Origin of the sequence: Variovorax trehalosi, from assembly GCF_051216415.1 — a bacterium.
Taxonomy (GTDB): Bacteria; Pseudomonadota; Gammaproteobacteria; order Burkholderiales; family Burkholderiaceae_C; genus Variovorax.
Window position 1 is genome coordinate 1,471,948 of record NZ_JBPJZG010000001.1, and the last position, 19,214, is coordinate 1,491,161.

The 19,214-nt window shown below is 68.9% G+C and carries 11 protein-coding genes; 3 read left to right on the top strand and 8 right to left on the bottom strand.

Features of this window, described 5'->3' with window-relative positions:
* Positions 1–10: 10 nt before the first annotated feature.
* The 3 genes from ACSFA7_RS06865 to ACSFA7_RS06875 all read right to left on the bottom strand — a co-directional run bounded on the left by ACSFA7_RS06865 (position 11) and on the right by ACSFA7_RS06875 (position 1,957).
* Positions 11–643, bottom strand: coding sequence for a L,D-transpeptidase (locus tag ACSFA7_RS06865; protein ID WP_435498670.1), 633 nt, complete (start codon positions 641–643; stop codon positions 11–13).
* 37 nt (positions 644–680) lie between these two features.
* A complete protein-coding gene (locus tag ACSFA7_RS06870; RefSeq protein ID WP_435498671.1) occupies positions 681–959 on the bottom strand; it encodes a proteophosphoglycan ppg4 in 279 nt (92 codons plus the stop codon).
* A gap of 134 nt (positions 960–1,093) precedes the next feature.
* Positions 1,094–1,957 carry a c-type cytochrome gene (locus ACSFA7_RS06875; RefSeq protein WP_435498672.1) on the bottom strand — a complete coding sequence of 288 codons (864 nt, stop codon included), beginning with the start codon at positions 1,955–1,957 and terminating at the stop codon, positions 1,094–1,096.
* A 74-nt stretch (positions 1,958–2,031) separates the two neighbouring features.
* Between ACSFA7_RS06875 and ACSFA7_RS06880 the strand changes: the two genes are divergently transcribed.
* From ACSFA7_RS06880 to ctaD, 3 genes are read left to right on the top strand one after another with little or no spacing between them, the layout of a single operon-like run.
* Positions 2,032–2,457 carry a c-type cytochrome gene (locus ACSFA7_RS06880; RefSeq protein WP_435498673.1) on the top strand — a complete coding sequence of 142 codons (426 nt, stop codon included), beginning with the start codon at positions 2,032–2,034 and terminating at the stop codon, positions 2,455–2,457.
* Positions 2,454–3,389 carry a cytochrome c oxidase subunit II gene (locus ACSFA7_RS06885; RefSeq protein ID WP_435498674.1) on the top strand — a complete coding sequence of 312 codons (936 nt, stop codon included), beginning with the start codon at positions 2,454–2,456 and terminating at the stop codon, positions 3,387–3,389. The genes ACSFA7_RS06880 and ACSFA7_RS06885 overlap by 4 nt, the downstream gene beginning before the upstream one ends.
* Positions 3,386–5,893, top strand: a complete 2,508-nt coding sequence (gene ctaD, locus ACSFA7_RS06890) for a cytochrome c oxidase subunit I (protein ID WP_435498675.1) — start codon at positions 3,386–3,388, stop codon at positions 5,891–5,893. Before ACSFA7_RS06885 ends, ctaD begins: the two co-directional genes overlap by 4 nt.
* Here the strand turns inward: ctaD and ACSFA7_RS06895 are convergent, their stop codons facing one another.
* The 5 genes from ACSFA7_RS06895 to treS are packed head-to-tail and all read right to left on the bottom strand — an operon-like array spanning position 5,894 to position 19,209.
* Positions 5,894–11,065, bottom strand: a complete 5,172-nt coding sequence (locus tag ACSFA7_RS06895) for a malto-oligosyltrehalose synthase (protein ID WP_435498676.1) — start codon at positions 11,063–11,065, stop codon at positions 5,894–5,896.
* The gene (treZ, locus tag ACSFA7_RS06900; protein ID WP_435498677.1) at positions 11,055–12,893 is read right to left on the bottom strand and encodes a malto-oligosyltrehalose trehalohydrolase; all 1,839 of its coding nucleotides are present in this window, start codon (positions 12,891–12,893) and stop codon (positions 11,055–11,057) included. The genes ACSFA7_RS06895 and treZ overlap by 11 nt, the downstream gene beginning before the upstream one ends.
* Positions 12,890–15,052 carry a glycogen debranching protein GlgX gene (gene glgX / locus ACSFA7_RS06905; RefSeq protein WP_435498678.1) on the bottom strand — a complete coding sequence of 721 codons (2,163 nt, stop codon included), beginning with the start codon at positions 15,050–15,052 and terminating at the stop codon, positions 12,890–12,892. The genes treZ and glgX overlap by 4 nt, the downstream gene beginning before the upstream one ends.
* Before the next feature lie 49 nt (positions 15,053–15,101).
* Entirely contained in the window at positions 15,102–15,848 is a 747-nt protein-coding gene (locus tag ACSFA7_RS06910; protein WP_435498679.1) for a mechanosensitive ion channel family protein, read from the bottom strand.
* A 46-nt stretch (positions 15,849–15,894) separates the two neighbouring features.
* Positions 15,895–19,209 carry a maltose alpha-D-glucosyltransferase gene (treS, locus tag ACSFA7_RS06915; protein ID WP_435498680.1) on the bottom strand — a complete coding sequence of 1,105 codons (3,315 nt, stop codon included), beginning with the start codon at positions 19,207–19,209 and terminating at the stop codon, positions 15,895–15,897.
* Positions 19,210–19,214: the final 5 nt, after the last annotated feature.

Genomic DNA, 19,214 nt, shown 5'->3' on the forward strand with positions numbered 1-19,214 from the left:
GCAACCGTTGCTACTGCAGGCCCGGGAATGTGAAGCGGGCCTGCATCGGCGCGGTCTCGGGCAGCACGTAGACCACGCCCTTGCGCAGCCCCAGCACCGGACGGATGTGGGTGTCGTAGAAACCCGCCGGGACATTGATGCACCCGTACGAGATGCGGTTGTCGTCCACGCCCGGCGTGGCGAGCCTCTGCAGGCGGCGCTCGGCCTTGTTGGTCGCGCGCACGCGGTGCATGGAGACTGCGGCGTCGTAGTCGATCCACACGATGTCCTCGCCCTGCAGGTTGCGGCCCGGCTCGCTCGCGAAGCGGCCCGCTGGCGTGGTGCGTTCGTCGGGGCGGATCTCGGACATCTTCCGTTCACCGATGCCCGGCACCGAATCGTCGCCGCGGGCCAGGCCCAGCAGCACCGGCGAGTCGCCCCTGAGCCGGCCTTCCGCATCGAAGACGAAGACGCGCGCCCTCTTCTTGTCGACCACGGCGAAAGCTTCGCCCCGGTTGTCGGCCGCGGCCACGACCGCTTTCGCGAGCCTGATCGCATCGGCCTCTGCGGCCATGCTCGTCGTCCAGACCACGGCAAGAACGCAGGGCGCGAGCGTGCGGAGCCAACGGCCCGCAGCGCCCGCCCGTGCTGTCGCGATGCTCATCGTCGAATCAGCGTTCATGTCGGCCTGCCAGGTGCCATCAGTTGCGGTCGGCGCGGGCCTGGCGCATCGGCGGCTCGCTCGCCATGGTCGAGTTGCTGCTCGTGCCCGCCGAACTCTGCGCCATCGGTGCAGCGGGGGCCTGCGCGGTGTTCTGCGGGGTGGTGCCGGTGGTGCCCATCGGGCCGCCCACAGGGTTTTGCTGGCCCGCGGCGGTCGCGGGGTTCGGGGGTGTGGTGGTGGGCGGGTTGCCCTGTGCGAAGGCGATGCCGGCGGTGCCGAGCGTCAGCGCTGCGATCAAGCTGGAAGTGCGGTTCATGGGGATGTCTCCTGAGGGTTTCGCCGGGCGGATGTCCGGCGCAGTTCCACACTGGGGGCGCGCGCGCCGCGACAGGTCGGTTGACGGCGCGGCCGACTGTAGGAGACAGCAACGGCGCGAAGGTCCCGGGCGAGTCAGTCCAGCGTCGCGAGATAGGCCGCAATGTCCTGCGCGTCCTGTTCCGTCACGCCCATTTCTGGCATGGCGGTGAGCGGATCGACGGTGCGCGTGTGGCGCAGCCACTGGACCATGTTGTCGGGCGTGTTGGCGAGCTTGCCGCCGATCATCGCGCGCCTGGCCATGCCGGCCAGCGGCGGCCCGACATGGGGAAACGAGCCCGTGGTGCCGGGTATGGCGTGGCACGCGTTGCAGGCGTATTGCGCGAGGGCGCGTTGACCGCGCCGCACGCTGTCCTGCGCACCATCGGCCGCGCGCGGCCCCGGTCCGCACGCCGGCCCGGCCGGTCCGCCCTTCCCCGACGGCATCATCGGTGCGCTCGCCTCTGCGTACTGCTGCGGCGTCATGTCGGGCAGCCGCTCGAGAAACGCGACCAGGGCCCACAGGTCCTGATCGGAGAGGCGGTACTCCCACGCCGGCATGCCGCTCATCTTGATGCCGTTCTTCGTCACCCAATAGAGCTCGCGCGCATTCCAGCGCTGGCGCGCATCGACGAGCGGGCCGGGCAGCGGCTGCATGCTCTTGCCGATGTCGCCCTGTGCCACGCCCGGTGCGCCGTGGCACTGCACGCACTTCTCGCGGTAGCAGGCGGCGCCGTGCATCACCTGCGCTTCTGCGCCGAGCGCCGGCGGCTCGATGCCGCGGGCCCGCAGGCGCACCGACTGCCGCATCGCGGTTTCCAGGAGCGAATACACCGGTTGCGTGTGCTGCGCGGTCGCGGAGACGTTGTAGAGACCGCCCCACACCATCCACGCCGCGCCGGCCGCCGCGGCCAGGCCGAGCGCCGCGACGGTGAGAAGGATGGTCTTGGGTGTCCCCATTTGGCGGCATTGTCTGACGCGCACCAGGGCAGCCGTGTCGGCGCAAGCCGCGTCCGCGCTCGCAGAATCCGCAGATGGCTATTTCCGCCGTCGCTGCCACCGTTCCTCGTGCCGCGCTCATGCATCGGGTGTTCCCCGTTTCTGCCGTGCTGCTGGTCGCGGCGTTCACGAGCGGCTGCGAACTCGGCGAGCGCGATCTGCCGTATGGCGGCGCGCCATCGGCCCAACGCCTCGCTGGCCAGCGCCTTCTCGCGCAGTACCAGTGCGGCAGCTGCCATGCCATTCCCGGCGTGCCGATCGCACAGGGCGCGGCCGCCCCGCCGCTCGGCGCCTTCGGCCGGCGCAGCTACATTGCCGGCCGCGTGCCGAACCGCCCGGACACGCTGGCCAACTGGATCGTCGCTCCCGCATCGCTGGTGCCCGGCACCGTGATGCCGGCCATGGGCGTGTCTCCCACCGACGCGCGCGACATGGCTGCCTACCTGCTCGCGCTCGAATGAGCAACGCGCCTTCGCAATCCGCACTGCAGGCCGCCGGGCCGGTCGCCGACACGCTGCTCGGCGTCACCGGCCTGCTGGTCGTGGGCGCGACGGTGATCTTCCTGGGCGTGATGGCGCTGCTCGCGCTTGCTGCGCGCAGGCACGCCGGCACGCTGAACGCGCGCCTGTGGGTCATCGGTGGCGGGGTCGCCTTTCCGGCGGTGGTGCTGGTCGCGCTGTTTGCGTACAGCGAGTGGCACCGGCCGACATGGCGGGCCGTGCCGCCCAAGGATGCGCTCATCGTCGGCATCACCGGCCACATGTGGTGGTGGGAGGTGCGCTACCGCGACCCGGCCACCGGCGCGGAGATCACCACCGCCAACGAAATCCGCATCCCCGTCGGCCGGCCCGTGTACTTCGGCCTCGGCAGCGCGGACGTGATCCACAGCTTCTGGGTGCCCGCGCTGGGCGGCAAGATGGACATGCTGCCCGGCCGCGTGCAGCACCTGCTGCTGCAGGCCGGCAGCCCCGGCACCTACCGCGGGCAGTGCGCCGAGTACTGCGGCGAGCAGCATGCGCGCATGGCACTGCATGTGGTGGCCGAAGCGCCCGCAGCCTTCGATGCCTGGCTCTCCGCGCAGGCGAAGCCCGCCACCCATGCGGCGTCCCCCGACATCGAACGCGGCCGCGAGGCCTTTCTCGCGAACCGCTGCAATGCCTGCCACACGGTGCGCGGCGTGAGCGAAGAAAGCCGCCTCGGCCCCGACCTCACCCACGTCGGAAGCCGCCTGTATCTGGGCGCGGGCGCGGTGCCCAATACCCCCGAACAGCTCACCGACTGGGTCGCCCACACGCAGCAGCTCAAGCCCGGCGCACGCATGCCTTCCTCGGGCGAGCGCATCGACGCGGCGACCCTGCAGTCCATCGCCGCATGGCTCGGCCAACTGAAATGACCCACCCCGCCGAACGCCCCGAAGGCGAACGCGAAGCGCTCGAGCGCGCATGGCGCGCGCCGCGCGGCTGGCGCCTGCTCTCGGCGGTCAACAACACGCACATCGGCGTCTTCTACATCGCGACCGCGATGCTTTTCTTCGTGCTGGCCGGCATCCTGGCGTTGATGATGCGTGCGCAGCTCGCGGTGCCGGGCAACGACCTCATCGGCGCGCAAACGTACAACCAGCTCTTCACGATGCACGGCACCGTGATGATGTTTCTCTTCGCGGTGCCGATCGTCGAGGCCATCGCGGTCTACCTGCTGCCGGGCATGCTGGGCGCGCGCGACCTGCCGTTTCCGCGGCTCTCGGCCTATGCGTTCTGGGCCTATGCGATCGGCGGCCTGGCGTTCTTCTGCACCATCTTCTTCGGCGAATCGCCCGACGGCGGCTGGTTCATGTACCCGCCGCTCACGAGCCGCGAGTTCTCGCCGGGCCGGGGCGCGGACTGGTGGCTGCTGGGCATCGGCTTCATCGAGATCTCGGCCATCGCGGGGGCCATCGAGCTGATCATCGGCATCCTCTTCACCCGCGCGCCGGGCATGACGCTCATGCGCATGCCGGTGTTCGCATGGGCCATGCTGGTGAGCGCGCTGATGATCGTGTTCGCGTTTCCCGCAGTGATCGCGGCGACCACGTTGCTGGAGATGGAGCGCGCCTTCGACTGGCCCTTCTTCATTCCCGCGCGCGGCGGCGACCCGGTGCTGTGGCAGCACCTGTTCTGGTTCTTCGGGCACCCGGAGGTCTACATCATCTTCCTGCCCGCGGCCGGCATGGTCTCGGTGATGGTGGCCACGCTCGCGCGCACGCCGCTGGTGGGCCACCGCGCGGTGGTGATGGCGCTCGTCGGCGTGGGCGCGGTGAGCTTCCTGCTGTGGGCGCACCACATGTTCACCACGGGGCTGGGCAACGTCTCGATGCTGGTGGTCTCGGCGGCCAGTTTCATGGTGGCCATTCCGAGCGGCATGCAGGTGTTCGCTTGGATCGCCACCTTCTGGCGCGGCCGCGTCACCTTCGATGCGCCCACGCTGTTCCTGCTGGGCTTTCACTTCATCTTCGTGCTGGGCGGCCTCACCGGCGTGATGGTGGCGGTGCTGCCCTTCGACTGGCAGGCACACGACAGCTACTTCATCGTGGCCCACCTGCACTACGTGCTGATCGGCGGCATGGTGTTCCCGGTGTTCGCGGGCTTCTATTACTGGGCGCCAGTGTTCAACGGGCACCGGCTCTCGGAGCGATGGGGCCGCTGGGTGTTCGGGCTGATGTTCGGCGGCTTCAATCTCGCGTTCTTTCCGATGCACATCGCGGGACTCATGGGCATGCCGCGCCGCATCTACACCTACCCGGGCGACCTCGGCTGGAACGGGCTGAACATGGCCTCGACCGTGGGCGCCTTCGTGCTCGCGGCCGGCGTGCTGCTGTTCTTGATCGACGCGGTGCGCACCCTGCGCCGTCCCGACAAGGACCATGGCAACCCCTGGGGCGCGGGCACGCTCGAATGGCTGCCCGCGCGCGACTACGGCGTGCGCAGCATTCCCGAGGTCGATTCGCTCTATCCGCTGTGGCGCGAGCCCGATCTGCCGCAACAGGTCGAGGCCGGCCGGTACTGGCTGCCGGGCACCGTCTTCGGCGGGCGCGAGACGCTGGTCACCAGCATGCGCGATGCGCGGCCGATGCACCTGCTGAGGCTGCCGACCGACGGCTGGTGGCCGCTGGTGGCGGCCGTGGGCACCGCCGGGTTCTTCCTGCTCCTGACCGCATCGCAGACGGTGCTCGCCTTCGCCTTCGGCCTGCTCGCGATCGTCGCCATCCTGCGCTGGCTCTGGGATTCCGACCAGCCACCGCCGACGGCCACCGCTGCGGTAGGCCACGGCGTGCGGCTGCCGGTCGGCGCCACGGGGCGGGCCTCGCATTCGTGGTGGGCGGTGATCGTGCTGATCGCGGTGGACATGACGATCTTCGTGTCCTTCCTGTTCGCGCACATCCACCTGTCGATGGCGGCCGAGATCTGCCCACCGCCCGGCGCGGCGCTTCCGCCGCTGCGCTGGCCGCTCGCGTCGATGTTGTTGTTGCTGCTGGGCTCCGCCGGCATGGCGGTGGCGATGCGGATGCTGAAAAAGCCTCCTAAAGAAGGCCAGGGCGCCGTGCGGCTGCTGACGGCCTTCGCCATGCTTTGCGCGGCCTGCGCGCTCGGCCTCGAAATCACGGGCCACTGGAAGGCGGGCCTCGATCCGCGAGACCAGGCCTGGAGCGCGACCGTCGGCATGCTGCTCGGCTACCAGGCATTCCACGTCGCCGTGCTGATGCTCATGGGCGGCTACGTGCTGGCGCGTTCCTGGACCGGCAGGCTGCAACCCGCGGCGCGGGCCACGCTCGACAACACCGCGCTGATGTGGCACTGCGTCACCGCGCAGGGCCTGATCGGCGCGCTCACGGTGCAACTGGTGCCGGTCGTCCTTGGCTGATCACGGCGCAGTGCTGATGACCAGCGCCGCCCACGGCATGTGGCGGAAGGCGTCGGACAGGCGCACGATGCCGGCAGCGGCCGGAACCGTTTCGCCGGTCAGCAGGTTGTCGAGCCCGCTCGTGCCGAGCCCTGAAGACAGGCGCACTGTCGTGCCATTCCACTTCGCCGCGTCCGGCAGCACCGGTGTGGCGTCATCATCCGCACCGTGGCTCGAGAGCCCGACGAACAACCGTCCCGCGAGGATCAGCAGCACCTGGCCTTCATGTCGGCGCGCAAACGCCACGACGTGCTTTTCAAGCGGCCCCTCGACCGTCAACGGCTCGTAGCCGCCTTCGCGGAACAGCAGCGGTTGCGCCCGCCGCAACGACAGCAACCGCCAGATGAACCAGAGCTTCGCCTGGCCATCGTGCGGCGCCCCGGCCATCGCCCCCACGCGCGCGGCCAGGCCGTCCTGGTCGGCCATCGCATGGAGCGCATCGAGCCGTTGCTGCCGCAGCGCGTAGTCCACCGGCCGCCGGTTGTCCGGATCGACCAGGCTCAGCTCGATGAGTTCGCTGCCTTGATAAAGATCGGGCACGCCCGGCGAGCCGTATTTCAGCAGCGTGAGCGTGAGACTGTTCCATGCGCCGAACCACGCCAGCCGATCCGCCAGCCGCTGAATACCCGGCAGGCAGGTGCCCTCCTCCGCGCCCTCGGCGGGGGTGAGGATCTCGCGCACGAAGTGCTCCAGCGCGGCTTCGTAGCCCGCGTCCGGCTGCGTCCAGCGCGTGCGCAGCTTGGACTCGCGCGCGGCCTTCTGCATGTACTGCCAGATGCGGTCGGCATACCCGGGTGCCGTTTCCGCATCGAGACCGCCCAGCGGCAAGGTGCCCAGCAGGGTCTGGTAGAGCAGGTATTCGTCGATGCGCGACGGCGCCTCGCCCTCGCCTTTGCCGCCTTCGAACCTCTTGCGCGTGCCCCGGCACAGGCCGTGCCAGCGCGTCAGCGCCAGCATCCACTCGTTGGGCATCTCGGAGAGCACATCGATGCGGTTGCGCACGTCCTCCGAGCGTTTGTTGTCGTGCGTCGAAGTGGCCAGCATCGTGTGCGGCCAGCGCAGTGCGCGGTCGGCACTCAGCGCATGGAATGCCTCCACCTCGATGCCGAACAGATCGGGCTCGCCGCCCACCTCGTTGAGCGCGCTCAGCGGAAAGTAGCGGTAGAACGCCGTGTCTTCCACGCCCTTGGCCGCCACCGGCGCGCTGAACTGCTGGAAGCGCAATGCGAAGCGGCGCACCCGTTCGCCCAGCGCCGGCGGCGCGGAGGCAACGGCCTCGCCGCGCAGCGCGCAGCGCACGAAATCGAAGATCGACCGGTCGGCATCGCCGCTCTGCCGCGCGGCCTCGTTCACGGCCTCGTCGATGAATCGCGTGTCCTGTTCCGAAGGCCCGTCGACGATGTAGGTGCGATAGACCGGCATGCATGCGCCGACATCGGCCAGCGCGCGGCGCAGCGCATTGAGCGTGTAGTCGCGCGTGCTGCGGTGGCCCCTCGCGATGCGCAGCAGTTCGCTGGAGAGCACGTTCAGCTCCGACGAGAGCGCATTGCGCATCACCTCGCGCCGGCCCGCGCGGCAGATCGCGGCGAAGTCGTCCATCTCGCCGGTGAAGCGCTGCCACGCATGCAGCACGGCCGCTTCGGCGGTGGTGTCGACCAGCACGCCATTGGCCACGTTCGCGAAGCGATAGCCGGTGGTGCCGTGCACATGCCAGCTGTCGGGCACTTCCTCGTGCGCGCCGGCGATCTTCTCGGCGACCACGTACAGCGGGCGCGCGGGCCGACCGTCGGCATCGTGCGTGGGCAGCACGAGGCCGGCGCGGCGTGCATAGCCCTCCTGGAGCTGGCGGAAGTAAGCCGCCGGGTCGTAGAGCCCATCGGGGTGGTCGATGCGCAGGCCGTCCACCACGCCGGCCGCGGCAAGGTCGAGCGCGAACGACTGCGTCGCTTCGAACACCTCGTCGCGCTCCATGCGCACCGCCGCGAGGTCGTTGATGTCGAAGAAGCGGCGGTAGTTGATTTCGTCCGCCGCCACCCGCCAGTGCGCGAGGCGATAGGCCTGCGCTTCGACCAGCCGGTGCAGCGCGTCGCGGGCCTCGGGCTGGGCGAGGTTCAGCTCGGCCACCGAGGCCGCCAGCGCCTGTGCGACCGAGGGATGCTGCTGCGCCAGGCGTGCGAGCCGGGCCTTGAGCAGTTCCTTGTCACGCACGCGCTCGGCGAGCTCGTCGGGCGACGGCGCATCACGCCCCGGCAGATGGGCGAACGCGGTGGACAGACTCGCCAGGCGGTCCGAAGCATCGCCTCCCTCGCCATTCCCCAGGCGCGCCAGCGCCCGCTCCAGCACCACCGGGTAGCTCTCCGGCGCCAGCGGAAACCGGTGGTCGAAATAGCGGATCGCGAAGCTCCCGCCCTCGCGCTCGAAATGCAGCACGAGCTCGCCGTTCTCCAGTGCCTCGCCGTAGTGCACGCCCAGGATGGGCAGCAGCACCTTGCCGGTGAGCTCGACATTGAGCGGCTGCCAGTCGATGTCGAAATGCTGCGCGTAGCGCGACGCGGGGCCGTTTTCCAGCACGTCCATCCACCAGGCGTTGTCGGCGCCGAACACGCCCATGTGGTTGGGCACCATGTCCAGCAACTGGCCCAGGCCGTTGGCCTTGAGCGCCGCGACGAAGCGTGCAAAGCCCTCCTCGCCGCCGAGCTCGGGATTGACCTCGGCATGCGCGACCACGTCGTAGCCGTGCATGCTGCCCGCGCGGGCGCGCTGGATCGGCGAGCAGTACACGTGGCTCACGCCGAGCTTCGCCAGGTACGGCAGCACGCGGATCGCGTCGTCGAAGCCGAAGTCCTTGTGGAACTGCAGCCGGTAGGTGGCACGCGGCACGCGGGTTTGCAGGCCAGCGGGCGCGCTCCCCTCGGCAGCGGAGACCGGGCGTGGCCGCGCCGTGCGCAAGGCCTCGCCGATGCCGCGCATGCGCGCGCCCCCGGCCAGTGCCGCTGTCGCCTCGGGCAACTTCCGTCGCCAGTTGGGATGCTGGTCGACCGTGCCCGGCATGTTGGCCTGCGCCACCACGCCGGCCACATCTTCGAGCTGCACCATCATCAGCGCCGAAGGCGCGGCGGCCAGGAAGGCATGCGCCGCTTCGACGATGCGGGCCGATGGCAGCGCAAGGCCTGCCGCCTCGGCCACCTCCTCGCGCGACAACAGGCCGGCCTGTTGAAGGGCCTGCATCAGCTCGATGCGCTCTTGCATCCGGTCCGCCAACTGCTTGTCGAAGATGGCCGGGTCGGGAAACAGGTCGAGCGCGAGCCGCTCGCGCAGGTCGTTCGCCGTCCACCAGCCCGCGAAGGTCGCGAGGTCGTGCGTGCTGATCGCCACCAGCGCGGCTGGCGGATAGGCCTCGGGCGGCTTGAAGCCGCCGTCTCGCAGCTTCTCGAAATACAGGAGGCGATACGACAGCACATCGGCCTTCGCGAGTGCGTCGCGCACCGCATCCTCGACCGTGCCGAGGTCTTCGCCAACCACCATGCAGCGGTGCCGGTGGCTCTCGATCGCCACGATGGCGAGCATCTCGTCGAGCGGGTAGTAAACGTAGGCGCCCACGGTCGCGTCGCGGCCCGGCGGAATCCAGAACAGGCGCATGAGGCCCATCACATGGTCGATGCGCAACGCGCCCGCGCCGCGCATGCCGGCGCGCAGCGTCTCGGTGAAGAAGCGGTAGCCGTCCGCGCGCAGGCGGTCGGGGCGCAGCGGGGGCAGGCCCCAGCGCTGGCCGGCGGGGTTGAACTCGTCCGGCGGCGCACCGACGCTGGCGCCCTCTGCAAAGACCTGCCGGGCGCCCCATGCGTCGGAGCCTGCGCGTTCGACCGACACGGCCAGGTCCACATAGAGGCCCACGCCCATGCCCAGGGCATGGCAGCGCGCAGCGGCCCGCGCCAACTGGCGGCTGGCCAGCCACTGGAGGTACTGGTGGTACTGCACGCGCTCGGCGTTGGCGATCGCGAAAGCCGCCACCTCTGCGGAATCGGGGTCGCGGTAGGCATCGGGCCAGGCGTGCCAGTCCCATGCACCGCCGTCGGTGGCGAGAAAGTGGGCCTGCAGGGTTTCGAAAATCGCGTGCTGGCGCAGCGCCTCGCCGCGCTCGGCCACGAAGGCCTGGAACTCGCGCCCTGTGTCATCGGGTGCCGATTCCGGCGGCAGGTGCCGTGCGCGGAAATCGTCGAACAGCATCTCCAGCACCTCGAACTTGGCCGCGGCCACACCGGCATAGTCCACCAGCGCCGTCGCGCGCAAGCCTGCGAGCCGCGCCTGGAAATCGGGCGAGCGCACCCGCTCGAGGGCCGGCGTGCAGCCCGCGAAGCCGTCCACCGCTTCCACGTCGATGTAGAGCACGTTGAGCTGCTGCCGCGACGACGGGCTGTACGGACTGGTGTGCAGCGGCGTGCTCGCGAACAACGCATGCAGCGGATTGAGGCCGATGAGGTCGGCGCCCTGCGCGGCCATCTGTACGGCCAGCTCTTCCAGGTCGCTGAAGTCGCCGATGCCCCAGTTGCGCGGCGAGCGCAGGCTGTACAGCTGCACCGCGGTGCCCCAGACGCGCCCGCCGTCGCGCACCGCAGGCGGCCGGTAGCAACGCCCCGGCGTGGCGAGCACGAGCGTCTCGCCGCGCAGGCCTTCGATGCGCAGCCGGTGGTAGCCCGCTTCGAGCGATGCCGACATCGGCAAGGTGCGCTCGCTCAGTGCGCGCCCATCGTCTTCTGCACGGCCGGTCTCGGGCAATGCATCGACATCGACCTCGCCTGCCTGCTCGCGCCCTTGTTCATCGCTCAGTTGCCAGCGCACGTGCCGCATTGAACGCGGCAGCCGCAGCGGCACCGACCACGCCGGGCTTGCGGCCCGCACCACCAGCACCGGTGGCAGCGCCTCGGCGCGTTGCGCACGGCGCGCCGCATCGAGCGCACGGCCCGCATCGGCCACGCTGTCGAGGCGCACGTCGAACTCCGCCAGCAGCGCGATCAGGCTTTGCGCCGAGGCTTCCTGTCGTGCGCCGAACGCATCGAAGTAGCCGGTCGCGATGCCGTAGTGCTCGCAGAGTCGTTCCAGGTCGCCAGTGACATGGCTTGCCTCATTCACCATGCACGGCCTCCAGCGTCACATGCACCGCGCCGTGCGCCAGTTGCTGCGCGCCTTCGTGCGCCTGCACGCCATCGCTGTAGATCGCCTCGCCGGGCGGCATTTCGACACCCGTTGCCGGCTCCGAACCGAAGTGGGCCAGCATGTGGAGCCGAATCGGCGGCGCGCCCTCGGCCTCGGGCTCCAGATCCCACTGCACCCGGAGCATGTCGTTCTCGCAGCGGTAGATGCCCGCACCCGTCATCCCCGCGAGCCGCGGAACGATGTAGCGGTGGCGCAAGGCCAGCAGCTGCTGCACCTCGCTGAGCCGCGAGAAATGCGCACGCGTCCCACGCTCGCGCCAGCGCAGCTTCGACGCGAGAAAGGTCGCCTCGGCATTCGGGTCCGGAATGCGCGCGCGGGCGGCTTCGTCCTTGAAGGCAGCGAACCCGCCGAACTCCGAACGCCGCCCTTCGGACACCGCGGCCGCGAGGTCCGGTCCGAAGTCGCAGAAGTACTGGAACGGCGTGGAGGCCGCGAACTCATCGCCCATGAAGAGCATCGGCACATGCGGCGACAGCAGCAGGCAGGCCATGGCCGCGCGTACCAGCACCGGATCGCCCAGCGCATGGATGCGCTCGCCGAACGCGCGGTTGCCGACCTGGTCGTGCGTCTGCAGGAACGACACGAAGGCCTGCGGCGGCAACCGCGTGCTCGGCTCGCCGCGCCGCTCGCCGTGGCGGAAGGCCGACGGCTGCCCTTGGTAGATGAAGCCCTCGGCCAGTGCCAGCGCAAAGCGGGCGACGGGGTCGTCGGCATAGTCGGCGTAGTAGCCGTCGCGCTCGCCGGTGGCGAACACATGCACCGCGTGGTGCAGGTCGTCGTTCCATTGCGCGGTGCCGGCCACCGGCAGGCCACGATCGTTGCGCGTCAGCATCGAGGCCTGGTTGGTCTCGTTCTCCAGCACCAGGTGCACGTGGCGCTCGCGCGCCGGGCCGGCGTCGATCGCCTCGCGGATCTCGCGCACGATGTGCGGCCGCGTCTCGTCGTGGATGGCGTGGATCGCGTCCATGCGCAGGCCGTCGAAGCGGAACTCCTCGATCCAGTAGAGCGTGTTGTGGATGAAGAAATCGCGCACCGTGCGAGAGCCCGGCCCGTCGAAGTTGATCGCGGAACCCCACGGCGTGCGGTGCCCCGCGTTGAAGAACTCGGGGCAATAGGCATGCAGGTAGTTGCCCTCGGGCCCGAAGTGGTTGTAGACCACGTCGAGCAGCACCATCAACCCGAGCGAATGGGCGGTATCGACCAGCGCCTTCAGTTCGTCGGGCGTGCCGTACGAGGCATCGGGCGCGAACTGCAGCACGCCGTCGTAGCCCCAGTTGCGGCGGCCCGGAAAATCCGCGAGCGGCATGAGTTCGATGGCGGTGATGCCGAGTTCGGCGAGCGCGCCCAGCCGTTCGCGCGCGGCGTTGAAGCTGCCTTCCTCGGTGAAGGTGCCGATGTGCAGCTCGTAGACCACCGCCTCTTCCCACGGCCGGCCGCGCCATGCGTCGTCGGTCCATGCGAAGTGTTCCGGGTCCGTCACCACGCTCGGGCCGTGCACATCGTCGGGGTTGTAGCGCGAGGCGGGGTCGGGCACGCGCGTGCCGTCCGCGAGCCGGTAGCTGTAGCTGTCGCCGGGCTTGGCACCCGGCACCGTCAGGCGATGCCAGCCACCTTCGCGCGTCATCGGCTTCGAGGCAGATGGGTGCTCGAGCACGATGGTTTCCGCGGATGGCGCCCAGAGCGCGAAGTCCACGCCGTCGTTTTGCACCGTGGCGCCAAACGGCATCCGATGAACCCGCGCGCTCATGGCCGCACGTCCGGCCGGCTCATCACCACGAGCGAGCGGCATTGCAGCGGATAGGCCGCCTCACCCCACGCCGGCGCAAGCGACGCTGCGTCCTCGGTGGTGGGTGGTGGCGAATTGCTCGCGGTGTCCACCAGCAGCCGCCATGCGCCGTGCGGCATCGGCGGCAGCGTGAAGGCGATCTCGTCGTGGTGGGCGTTCATCAGCACCAGGAAGTCGTCGTCGTGCTGAACCTCGCCGCGCGGCCCGCGGTCGGCGATGCCGCCGCCGGGGATGTACATCGCGATGCAGCGGGCGTTGGTGTCGTTCCAATCGTCGGGCTGCATCTCGGCGCCGTCGGGCTTGAGCCAGTGCACGTCGGTGACCGTCTCGCCTTCGGCCGGCTTGCCCGCGAAGAAGGTGCGGCGCCGGAACGAAGGGTGCGCGCGGCGCAGCGCGACCACGCGCTCGACGAAGGTCGCGAGCGCAAGGCGCTCGGGCGTGGGTGTCCAGTCGAGCCAGCCAAGTTCGTTGTCCTGGCAGTAGACGTTGTTGTTGCCCTGCTGCGTGTGGCCGCGTTCGTCGCCCGCGAGCAGCATCGGCACGCCCTGCGAGAGCAACAGCGTGGCCAGCAGGTTGCGCTTCTGGCGCTCGCGCAGCGTCACCACCTCGGGGTCGTCGGACGGCCCCTCGACGCCGCAGTTCCACGACACGTTGTGGCTGTTGCCGTCGCGGTTGTCCTCGCCGTTGGCTTCGTTGTGCTTGTCGTTGTACGAGACCAGGTCGTGCAGCGTGAAGCCGTCGTGTGCGGTGATGAAGTTGATGCTGGCGCTGGGCCGCTTGCCCGACCAGCCGTACAGGTCTTCGGAGCCCGTCACGCGCTTGGCCACCTCTCCGATGAGACCGCCGTCGCCCTTCCAGAAGCCGCGCAGGCCGTCGCGGTACTGGTCGTTCCACTCGGCCCAGCCGAGCGGGAAGTTGCCCACCTGATAGCCGCCATGGCCCAGGTCCCACGGCTCGGCGATGAGCTTCACGCGGTTGAGCGTGGGGTCTTGCCGGATCGCATCGAAGAAGCCGCCCAGGTTCTCGACCTTGCCCGATTCGCGCGCGAGCGCCGAGGCCAGGTCAAAGCGGAAGCCGTCCACGTGCATCTCCTCGGCCCAGTAGCGCAGCGAATCCATTACCAGTTGCAGCGCATGCGGATGCTCCAGGTTCACCGTGTTGCCGCAGCCGGTGAAGTCGTCGTAGTAGCGCCGGTTGTCGGCGTTGACGATGTAGTACGAGGCGTTGTCCACCCCGCGCATCGACAACGTCGGCCCGAGCTGGTTGCCCTCGCAGGTGTGGTTGTAGACCACGTCCAGGATCACCTCGATGCCCGCGGAGTGCAGCGTCTTGACCATGGTCTTGAACTCCTTCACCTTGCCCGAGGCGCTGTAGCGCATTTCAGGGGCGAAGTAGCCGAAGGTGTTGTAGCCCCAGTAGTTCTGCAGGCCCTTCTCGGCCAGGTGGCGGTCGTTGAGGAAGCTGTGCACGGGCAGGAGCTCGACCGTGGTCACGCCCAGGCGCTTGAGGTAGTCGACCACCGGCGCGCAGCCGAGTGCGGCGTAGGTGCCGCGCAGCTCGGGCGGCACGTCGGGGTGCGTCATGGTGAAGCCGCGCACGTGCATCTCGTAGATCACCATGTCCTGCCACGGCACCGAGGGGCGGCGGTCGTCGCCCCAGGTGAAGGCGGTCTCGAGCACTCGGCCCTTCGGCATGAGCGGCGCGCTGTCACGGCGGTCGAAGGACAGGTCTTCGCGCTTGCTGCCGACCGTGTAGCCGTAGAGCGCGTCGCCCCATCGCAGGTCGCCCACCAGATCCTTGGCATACGGGTCGAGCAGCAGCTTGTGGGCGTTGAAGCGGTGGCCCTCTTCGGGCTTGTAGGGACCGTGCACGCGGTAGCCGTAGGCTTGGCCCGGGCGCGCCTCGGGCAGGTAGCAGTGCCACACGCCATCGGTGCGCTCGCGCATCGGAATGCGCTGCAGCTCATGGCGGCCGCGTTCGTCGAACAGGCACAGCTCCACCTTGTCGGAATGCTGGGAGAACAGCGCGAAGTTGACGCCTGCCCCGTCCCAGGTGGCGCCGCGCGGGTAAGGCCGGCCGGGCCAGACGGCCGTGATCGTTGGATTGGTTTTTCGTGTCATTCAGGTGGCGGGGTTCAAGACAGAGAGAGAAGAGAGATCAATGTGCGTTTCAGCGAGGTGGGCGGTCGTTGTCGAATCGCGGGGGCGTGCCTACGGGGGTGACGCCGGGCGTGGGCGTCTTGCTGTCCTTGATCTGCTTCGGCCACCAGCGCTCGATCTGCGACTTCGCCCAGTCCTTGCCCGCCAGCCCGAATGCCAGGGCCAACGCAAAAACCACGCCCGCCAGGATCACCAGGAAGCTCTCGCGCACGATGTCGCCGCCCACCTTGATCTGGTCGAGCGCGATCAGGATCACGAAGGCCATTACGGCGTACTGCGCGACCTTGCCGAACAGCGCCGCGTCCTGCACCTTCACGCCGCGGAAATAGCTGCCCACAGCCTCGCCCACGAAGCGCGCGAAGTACGACCCGAAGGCCAGCACCAGCAGCGCCACGAACACGTTCGGCACAAACCAGACGATGCGGCCCAAGAGGTCCGCGATGTAGCTCAGGCCCATGCCGTTGAAGGCAATGAGCAGCGAGGCCAGGATCACCAGCCAGTAGGTGAGGATGCCGAACAGGCTGCTCGTGTCGCCTGCCAGGCCCCCTTGACGCAGGAAGTTGTCCAGGCCCGCGCGCTCGGTGAGCACGTTGAAGTTGATGGCGCGTAGCGCCTTGGTCACCGCAAAGCGCGCCGCCTTGGCGACGAGCCAGCCGACGATGACGACCACCACCCCGATCAGCAGGCGCGGGATGAATGCGCCGATCTGGTAGAGGATGGCGCGCAGCGGCTCCAGGTGAATGCCGAAATTTTCCATGGTGTGTGAGTTCCGTTGAAGGTTGCGTCGGAGGACTTCAGGCGTATCAGGCGCGGGCCGGCTGGATCAGCGCGAGCACGCCGTGCAGCGGGACCTGCGCCCAGTCGGTGCGGTTGTTGAGCTCGTAGCGCAGCTCGTAGAGCGCCTTCTCCAGCTCGAACAGCGCGAGCAGCTCGGTGTCGACGGCTTCGCCATAGCCGGCCAGGAAGGCGTCGCGCGTGGCCTGCTCCCAGGCGATGGCCGTGGCGGCCAGCCGCTCGGCTTCTTCCGTGCTCTGCGCCACCCGGCGCAGCGCCGACCAGCGAGCGTAGTTGAACGAACGCAACATGCCCGCCACGTCGCGCAGCGGCGAGCTCTTGGTGCGGCGCTCGTCGAAGGTGCGCGCGGGCTCGCCCTCGAAGTCGATGATGACGAAGTCGTTGTCCTTCACCAGCACCTGGCCCAGGTGGTAGTCGCCGTGGTAGCGGGTCTTGATGCCGACACCCTCCACCGGACGGCGCACCGCGATGCCTGCCTGCAGCGCATCGGCCGCGGCCAGCAGCGTGCGCGCATCGGCCTGTGCGACACCGGGCAACAGGTCGATGCGTTCGCGCAGCAGCGCGAGCGTGGCGGTGGCGTCGCTGGCCGCGTGCGTCCTGAAGCTTTCGAAGTCCGCGGCCGCCAGCGGCTCGGGGTCGAAGGCCGTGGCACCGGTGCGCGTGGCGAGCGCGCGGTGCAGCTCGGCGGTGCGCCGGCCCAGCGTGGCCATGAGCGCGAGGAAGCCGCCGTGCACCGCGGCCACTTCGGCCGCGTCGGACGTCGTGGTGCCGTCGGTGGTGACCGCGTCGCGCAGGAAGCGTTCCAGGTAGCCGAGCGTGTAGTCCCAGCCGTCGCCCTGGTTGGCCATGTAGCTCTGCACCATCGCGAGCGTCATCGTGCGGCCGTCGTTGGTCATGTACTCCAGCGCGCCGAGCACCGGCACGCAGTGCGGGTAGCGCGCCACCTCGGTGAGGAAGCGGCCCATCTCCAGCTCGGGGTTGATGCCCTCGCGCACATGGCGGTAGCCCTTGAGGAACAGGGTTTCGTTCAGCGTGACCACCGTGTTGCTGCTCACGCCGCTCGGACGGCCGACCAGCAGCGCATCGATGTCGACGGACACCTCGGCAAAGGCGGCCGTCGGCTTGAAGACCAGCTTGCCGTTGGCCGTGGGCATTTCGGCGCCGTTTTCGATGGTGCGCACCAGCTCGCGGCAGAAGGCCTCGTCGTAGAAGGCATCGCCCATGAGGCCCACCTGGGCCTGCTGGCGGATGCGGGCGATGGCGGCCTGCGCCACGCCGGCCATGCGCTCCTCGTCGCGCTCTTCCCACGCGAGTGCGAGCGGCATGAAGTAAGTGGCGCCGCCGGGCGGGCCGTCCAGGTCGAGCAGCGGCAACAGCCAGCTCTGCCCGTTGGCCTCCCACACGGCGTGGTCGACCACCCGCGCGCGCCGGATGGCCGTGCCCTTGGAGGCATACCAGCGCTGGATCTCGATGTGGCGCGGCAGCGTCTCCGTCTCGAACTGGGTGCGCATGCGCTCGGACATGCCGATGCGCCACGGCATCACGCGCTCGCGGAAGAAGCTGGTCCAGCCATCGAACAGCACCAGCGTGGGCCACTCCTGCAGCGCCACGCCCTGCTCGTGCCAGCTGGGCGCATCGGCCTCGGCCGTGAGCTTGAACCAGTAGAAGCCGTAGGAAGCCAGCGTGAGCAGGTACGGCAGCTCGCCGATGGGCGGGAACGGCGCGCGGCCCAGCATCTCGATCGGCACGAAGCCCTTGAACTCCGAGAGGTCGAGCTCCACCGGCTGCGCGGCGCGCGAGAGGTTGAACACCGAGAGGATCACGTCGCCGTCGTACTCGCTCAGGTACGCGAGGATCTTGCGGTTGCCCGGCTTCAGGAAGCGCCGCTTGCCGCGCCCGAAGGCATGGCTGGTCTTGCGCACCGCGAGCATGCGCTTGGTCCAGTTCAAGAGCGAGCTGCTGTCGCGCGCCTGCGTCTCCACGTTGAGCGCCTCGTAGCCGAACATCGGGTCCATGATCGGCTGCAGGTACAGGCGCTGCGGATCGGCGCGCGAGAAGCCGGCGTTGCGGTCGGGGCTCCATTGCATGGGCGTGCGCACGCCGTTGCGGTCGCCCACGAACACGTTGTCGCCCATGCCGATCTCGTCGCCGTAATAGATGATGGGCGAGCCCGGCATCGACAGCAGCATGCCGTTCATGAGCTTGACGCGGTCCAGGTCGTTTTCCATCAGCGGCGCCAGGCGCCGGCGAATGCCCAGGTTGATGCGCGCGCGGGTGTCGGCGGCGTACATGGTGTACATGTAATCGCGCTCCTTGCTGGTCACCATCTCCAGCGTCAACTCGTCGTGGTTGCGCAGGAAGATGGCCCACTGGCAGCCCTCGGGAATGTCGGGCGTCTGCGCCATGATCTCCACGATCGGGTGCCGGTCTTCCTGCGCGATGGCCATGTACATGCGCGGCATCAGCGGGAAGTGGTACGCCATGTGGCACTCGTCGCCATCGCCGAAATACTCGCGCACGTCTTCGGGCCACATGTTGGCTTCGGCCAGCAGGAACCGGTTCTTGTACTGCGCGTCGATTTCCGCGCGCAGCCGCTTGATCACCGCATGCGTCTCGGGCAGGTTCTCGTTGCTGGTGCCGTCGCGCTCCACCAGGTAGGGAATGGCGTCGAGCCGGAAGCCGTCCACGCCCATGTCGAGCCAGAACTTCATCGTCTTCAGGATGGCGTCCATCACCGCCGGGTTGTCGAAGTTCAGGTCGGGCTGGTGGCTGAAGAAGCGGTGCCAGAAGTACTGCTTGGCCACCGGGTCCCAAGTCCAGTTCGAGGTTTCGGTGTCGGTGAAGATGATCCGCGTGCCCTGGTAGATCTGGTCGGTGTCGCTCCACACATAAAAGTCGCGCTCGGGCGACCCGGGCGGCGCCAGGCGCGCGGCCTTGAACCACGGATGCTCGTTCGAGGTGTGGTTGATGACCAGCTCGGTGATGACCCGCAGGCCCCGCTTGTGCGCCTCGGCCAGCATCTCGCGGAAATCGTCCAGCGTGCCGTACTGCGGATGCACGTCCTCGTAGCCCGAGATGTCGTAGCCGTCGTCTCGCAGCGGCGACGGATAGAACGGCATCAGCCAGATGGTGTTGACGCCCAGCTCCTTCACATAGTCGAGCTTGGCGGTGACGCCCCGGAAGTCGCCCATGCCGTCGTTGTTGGAGTCGAAGAAGGCCTTGACGTTGAGCTGGTAGATCACCGCGTCGCGGTACCACAGCGGATCGTCGCTGTTGTCGATCTCGACGGTTTCAAGCGCGATGTGGGAAACGGGTGCATTCATGGGCA